Here is a 4,602-nt window from a genome sequence, read left to right on the forward strand (position 1 = left end):
CGGCGCCCTCGGCGACGACGACCGCCAGCTCCGAGGGGCGCAGGGGACTGATCGACAGGCGCGCACGACCCGATCGTCTGCGGGCGGCCGGGCAGCTCGACGCCGAGCAGCAGCCCGAGAGACCGTCGGCGACCCAGTCCGCGGGCGCGTCACCTGCGGAGATCTCGAGCGAGATCAGGTCGTGGTCGGCCAGAGCGGCGGTGACCGCGTCCGGTCCGGCCGCGGCGAGCGCACCGGCGGCCTCCTCGAGCGCGGTGACGAGCCAGCGGCCCTCGCCCTCGGCACCGTCGACGAGCTCACGGCCCTCGATGTAGACCTCGAGGCCGAGGGAGCTGCCGTCTGCACCGGCAGCGGAGAGACCGTCGGTGGCGGCGATGCCCGAGTGGGGGGTCGTCACGTGGACGTAGCCCGACGAACCGCCAGGCCACAGGCCCGCCTCGTCGGCGTCACCGAGCGGTCCGCGCCGCGCGCCGACCTGCCCGACCTGCCCCCAGAACTCGTCGCGCCTGCTGCTGTCGTCGGTCTGCCCCATGGAAGTCACCCCTGCATCCTGCCTGCTGCCCGGCACCGGGGAAACCCCCGGGTGCCGGGCAGGCGGGTCACTTGGTCGTCAGCCGCAGGGTGAAGTCGGCGTGGTCGTCCTCGCCCCACATCGCGAAACCGAGGGCCGAGAGCGGCTCGATATTCTCCTTGTCCTCGGCGTCCATGTCACCGCCCCACAGCTCGACGGCCTTGCTGATGTCGACGTAGGCGACCGAGCCGGCCTTGTCGGCGTCGGGCACGGCGTCCTTGAAGGCGTCGCTGTCGCCCAGGCCCGAGCCGTTCGCGATCTCGTCGGCGTAGCCCGCTGGCGTCGCGACGACCGTGCGGCCGTCGCCGGCGTCCTTGACCGTCACCGGGGGCGCGTCCCCGGTGCTCGAGGTCATCGAGCCGGTGAGCTTGTCGATCAGGCCCTTGTCGCCGTTGGTGACCAGCGCGACCTTCGGTTCGTCGGCGTTGGGGCCGACGGCGACGGCCGTGTCGGAGCCGACCGCCTTGGCGACGTCCTCGGGCACGGACAGGCCGGTCTCGCTCGTGAAGGAGTCGATGCTGCTCTGCCAGTCATCGCCGAGGGCGGTGCGGGCGTTCTTGTCGATCTCGGGCCAGGCCTTGCGCAGCGCGTCGTCGAGGCCGGTCACGGCCACGGCGCCGAGGGTGTCCGCCGGCAGGTCGCCGACCGAGGTGCCGTCGCCGTTGGGGACGCTGCCCGCGGGCAGACCGTTCATCCGGCCGGCGAGCTCGAGCGTCGGCCCGTCGAAGCGCAGCGCGGTCGCCAGCCGGCCCTGCTGGGTCGTCTGGGCGGAGGCACCGAGCGTGCTCTGGGTGATGTCGCCCGCCTTGGACATGTCCATCCAGCCGGTCACCATGCCGTCCTCACCGAGGTCGTCCATGTCCTGGCTGAAGGTGTCGCTGTCGGCCAGGGCAGCCCCCTTCGCGTCGTTGACCGCCTTGTCGACGACGCTCTGCTCCTCGCCGCAGATGGCGAAGTCGGGCTGGACGGAGCAGTAGCCGCCCTCGCTGCCGGTGACCTTGGACAGGCCCTGCTTCGCGGCGTCCTCGTCGGTGCTCGCGAGCGCGACGACGACACCGGGCTCCTGGGCGCCGTCCGCCGGCGGCAGGATCGCGACGCCGAAGCGCTGGCCGAGCCAGGGCTCGACGTCCTGCGCGTAGTCGACGCCCTCGAGGCCGCCGTCCTCCTTGATCGCGTCGAAGATCTCCTTGCGCAGGTCGCCGTTCTCGTCGACGCCGTCGAGGCTGTCGCGCATGCCGGGGAACTTGCGGGCGAAGCGGAAGGCGTCGACCTTCTGGTCCGCGGAGGGGTCGAGGTCGACCTTCGCGAAGGCGATGGCACTGGCCGGCAGTGCGGCCTCGGGCTGCGCCCCACCGCCACCGATCTTGTTGTAGGCGAGGACCGCACCGCCCGTGACGACACCGAGGGCGACGACACCGGCAGCGCCGAAGGCGCCCCACTTGAGCGCCTTGTTCGAGCCGCCCTGCTGCTTCGGGGGCGGCTGGTGACCCCACTGGCCGGGCTGCTGCGGCTGACCGCCGGGAGTCTGCTGGAAGGGCTGGCCGTAGGCCGGTTGCCCGCTCGGGGCGCCGTAGCCGGGGTGCTGCTGCCCGTACCCCGGGGGCGGCGGGGGCTGCTGGCCGTAGCCCGGAGGCGGCTGCTGCCCGTAACCGGGCTGGGGCGGCTGGTGACCGAAGGGCGGCTGCGACATGGTGGGTTCCCCCTGCTCGTGGTGGTTCCTTTACCCAGACCTTAAGGTCGGCGACCACCCGAGCGACATGGGGAGCACTACCCAGCCTCAGCCCCGGTAGCGGATCTCCACGCGGCGGTTCTTCTCCCGGCCGTCCGGGTTGTCCTTGCCGCCCGAGCTGTTGGGCTCGACCGGCTGGATCTCGCCCTTGCCGCTGACCCGCAGGCGCAGGTCGCTGCGCTTCTCGCCGAGGACGTCGGCGACCGCCTGGGCACGCTTCTTGGACAGGGCAAGGTTGTCCGAGGTGGACCCGACCGAGTCGGTGTGCCCGACGACGGTGACCTGCTCCCCCTTCGGCACCTTGGTGACCGCGGAGGCGACGGCGGCGGCGGCCTCGTCCGACATCTCGGCGGAGCCGAAGTCGAAGAGGACGTCGGTGTCGAGGGTGACGACCGTGTCTCCGCCCGAGCTGCTGACGTCCGGCGTGAAGGGCAACACCTGCGGGACGTCGATGGCCTCGACCTCGGGGACGTCGATGGGCTCCAGATGAGAGGCAACGATGCTGTCGCTGATGCTCGGGAGGTCGTCGATGCTCAGCGGCTCGTCGGCGGCGGCCGCCCCGACCCCGACGACCAGGACGCACGGGGTGACGGCGGCGGCGATCAGCGCGCGCCGGCTGCGGCCGTTCATTTCGGCATCGGGATGGCCTCGATGGACGGGGAGTCCGAGGTCATCCGCAGGTCCAGCTCACTGACCCCGTCCTTGGGCAGGGGGAAGGCGGTGAAGACGTAGACCGGCTCTCCCAGGGGCGCCTTGGCCTGCACCATGTTGCTCGTCAGCTGGCCCACGTGCTGGTACTTCTCGAGGCGCTTCATGTCGATGAAGGTCGGGTCGAAGCTCGTCATGCCGAGCAGCCGGAAGGCCGACTGGACCTCCGTCCCCCGTCCCGTGCCGGTGAGGCGGAAGGTCGCGAGCATGACGTTGTCGCTCCGGCGCAGCTCGAGCAGCTCCATCTTCGTCTCGTCGATGGAGTTCTGGTTGATCTTGATGGTCGCTTCCGCCATCGGCTTCGGCGGGTTGTCGAGGTCGATGCCGGCCTCCTTGGCGCCGTTGGTGCTCGCATCGCCGTTGACGACGCCCGACGACGTCGACGAGCTCGACGAGCTGGCGTCCGATCCCGTGTCGTCACCTCCGACCAAGGAGCAGCCGCTGAGCGCGAGGGCGGCGGCCGCCCCCAGCGCGAGACTCGTGTACGCATGATCATGCTTCTCCCCCGTCTCGTCGGCCCCGGCGGCCTGGGGCAACTGTAGGGGGACGCCTGCGCCAGCACCCATGGGGAGGACTCCCCGGGCACGACGAAGGGGGGGCGACCCACCGGGTGATCGGTGGGTCGCCCCCCTTCGTCAGGGCGTCGTGACGGACTCAGCCGGCGACGACGTCGAGCGCGACCTTGGCCTGGACCTCCGGGTGCAGACGCACCAGGGCCTCGGCCGGGCCGACCGACTTGATCGGGGTCGGGATCTCGATCGTGCGACGGTCGAGCTCGGGACCACCGCCGGCCTTGACGGCCTCGGCGACCTCGCGGCTGGTCACGGCGCCGAAGAGGCGACCGGAGTCACCGGCGTGGGCGCTGATCGTGACCTGCTGGGCCTCGAGGTTGCCCTTGATCGACTGCGCCTCCTCCAGCGACTTCACGGCGCGCGCGGCACGGCCGGAGGCGATCGCCTCGACCTGCTTCTGCGCACCCTTGGTCCACGCGGTGGCCAGGCCACGGCGGTAGAGGAAGTTGCGGGCGTAGCCCGGCTTGACGTCGACGATGTCGCCGGCGGTACCGAGGCCGGAGACCTCGTGGGTGAGGATGACCTTCATCTGTCTGCTCCTTGCTTCGCGGCCGCTGATCAGCGGTTGGACGAGGAGTAGGGCAGCAGGGCCATCTCCCGGGCGTTCTTGACGGCGGTCGCGATGCGACGCTGCTCCTGGACGGAGACGCCGGTGACGCGACGCGCACGGATCTTCCCGCGGTCGGAGATGAACTTGCGCAGCAGGTTCGCGTCCTTGTAGTCGATGTTCTCGACCTTCGCCGCCTTGAGCGGGTTGGCCTTCTTCTTGGGCTTGCGCACTACGGGCTTGGCCATCGTGGTGCTCTCCTTCGTGTCAATGAGAGCCCGAGGTTGGTCCTCGGGATGGGTGTGGTGTCAGTGCCCGACCGGGGTCGGGCGCGAGAGATCGATCAGAAGGGGGGCTCGTCGTAGCTCGGGGCGTTGCCCCAGCCACCGCCGGCCTGGCCGCCACCCTGGGGAGCGCCCTGGGCCGGGGCCTGCTGGCCACCGCCCCACGAGCCGCCACCCTGCTGGCCGCCACC

6 protein-coding genes are annotated in these 4,602 nt (G+C 71.2%); all 6 read right to left on the reverse strand.

Annotation, left to right across the window (positions count from 1 at the left end; all coding sequences use genetic code 11):
- Nucleotides 1–532 (reverse strand): hypothetical protein (locus tag AC2W7J_RS15970; RefSeq protein ID WP_485983611.1); only part of this gene is annotated, 532 nt, incomplete at its 3' end.
- 67 nt (nucleotides 533–599) lie between these two features.
- Nucleotides 600–2,261 carry a DUF3352 domain-containing protein gene (locus AC2W7J_RS15975; protein WP_485983613.1) on the reverse strand — a complete coding sequence of 554 codons (1,662 nt, stop codon included), beginning with the start codon at nucleotides 2,259–2,261 and terminating at the stop codon, nucleotides 600–602.
- A gap of 87 nt (nucleotides 2,262–2,348) precedes the next feature.
- A complete protein-coding gene (locus tag AC2W7J_RS15980) occupies nucleotides 2,349–2,930 on the reverse strand; it encodes an OmpA family protein (RefSeq protein WP_421007667.1) in 582 nt (193 codons plus the stop codon).
- The gene (locus AC2W7J_RS15985) at nucleotides 2,927–3,574 is read right to left on the reverse strand and encodes a hypothetical protein (RefSeq protein ID WP_485983615.1); all 648 of its coding nucleotides are present in this window, start codon (nucleotides 3,572–3,574) and stop codon (nucleotides 2,927–2,929) included. Before AC2W7J_RS15985 ends, AC2W7J_RS15980 begins: the two co-directional genes overlap by 4 nt.
- 88 nt (nucleotides 3,575–3,662) lie before the next feature.
- Entirely contained in the window at nucleotides 3,663–4,109 is a 447-nt protein-coding gene (gene rplI / locus AC2W7J_RS15990; protein WP_255184820.1) for a 50S ribosomal protein L9, read from the reverse strand.
- Between the two features lie 29 nt (nucleotides 4,110–4,138).
- Complete coding sequence (gene rpsR / locus AC2W7J_RS15995; RefSeq protein ID WP_007925814.1) at nucleotides 4,139–4,375, reverse strand: 30S ribosomal protein S18; 237 nt, start codon at nucleotides 4,373–4,375, stop codon at nucleotides 4,139–4,141.
- Between the last annotated feature and the right edge of the window lie 227 nt (nucleotides 4,376–4,602).

The organism is Janibacter sp. CFPM2_SD2 (assembly GCF_057364645.1).

Coding starts and splice junctions, on each gene's coding strand:
- AC2W7J_RS15975 (WP_485983613.1), bottom strand. CDS start 2,261: ATGTCGCAGCCGCCCTTCGGTCACCAGCCGCCCCAGCCCGGTTACGGG.
- AC2W7J_RS15980 (WP_421007667.1), bottom strand. CDS start 2,930: ATGAACGGCCGCAGCCGGCGCGCGCTGATCGCCGCCGCCGTCACCCCG.
- AC2W7J_RS15985 (WP_485983615.1), bottom strand. CDS start 3,574: ATGGGTGCTGGCGCAGGCGTCCCCCTACAGTTGCCCCAGGCCGCCGGG.
- rplI (WP_255184820.1), bottom strand. CDS start 4,109: ATGAAGGTCATCCTCACCCACGAGGTCTCCGGCCTCGGTACCGCCGGC.
- rpsR (WP_007925814.1), bottom strand. CDS start 4,375: ATGGCCAAGCCCGTAGTGCGCAAGCCCAAGAAGAAGGCCAACCCGCTC.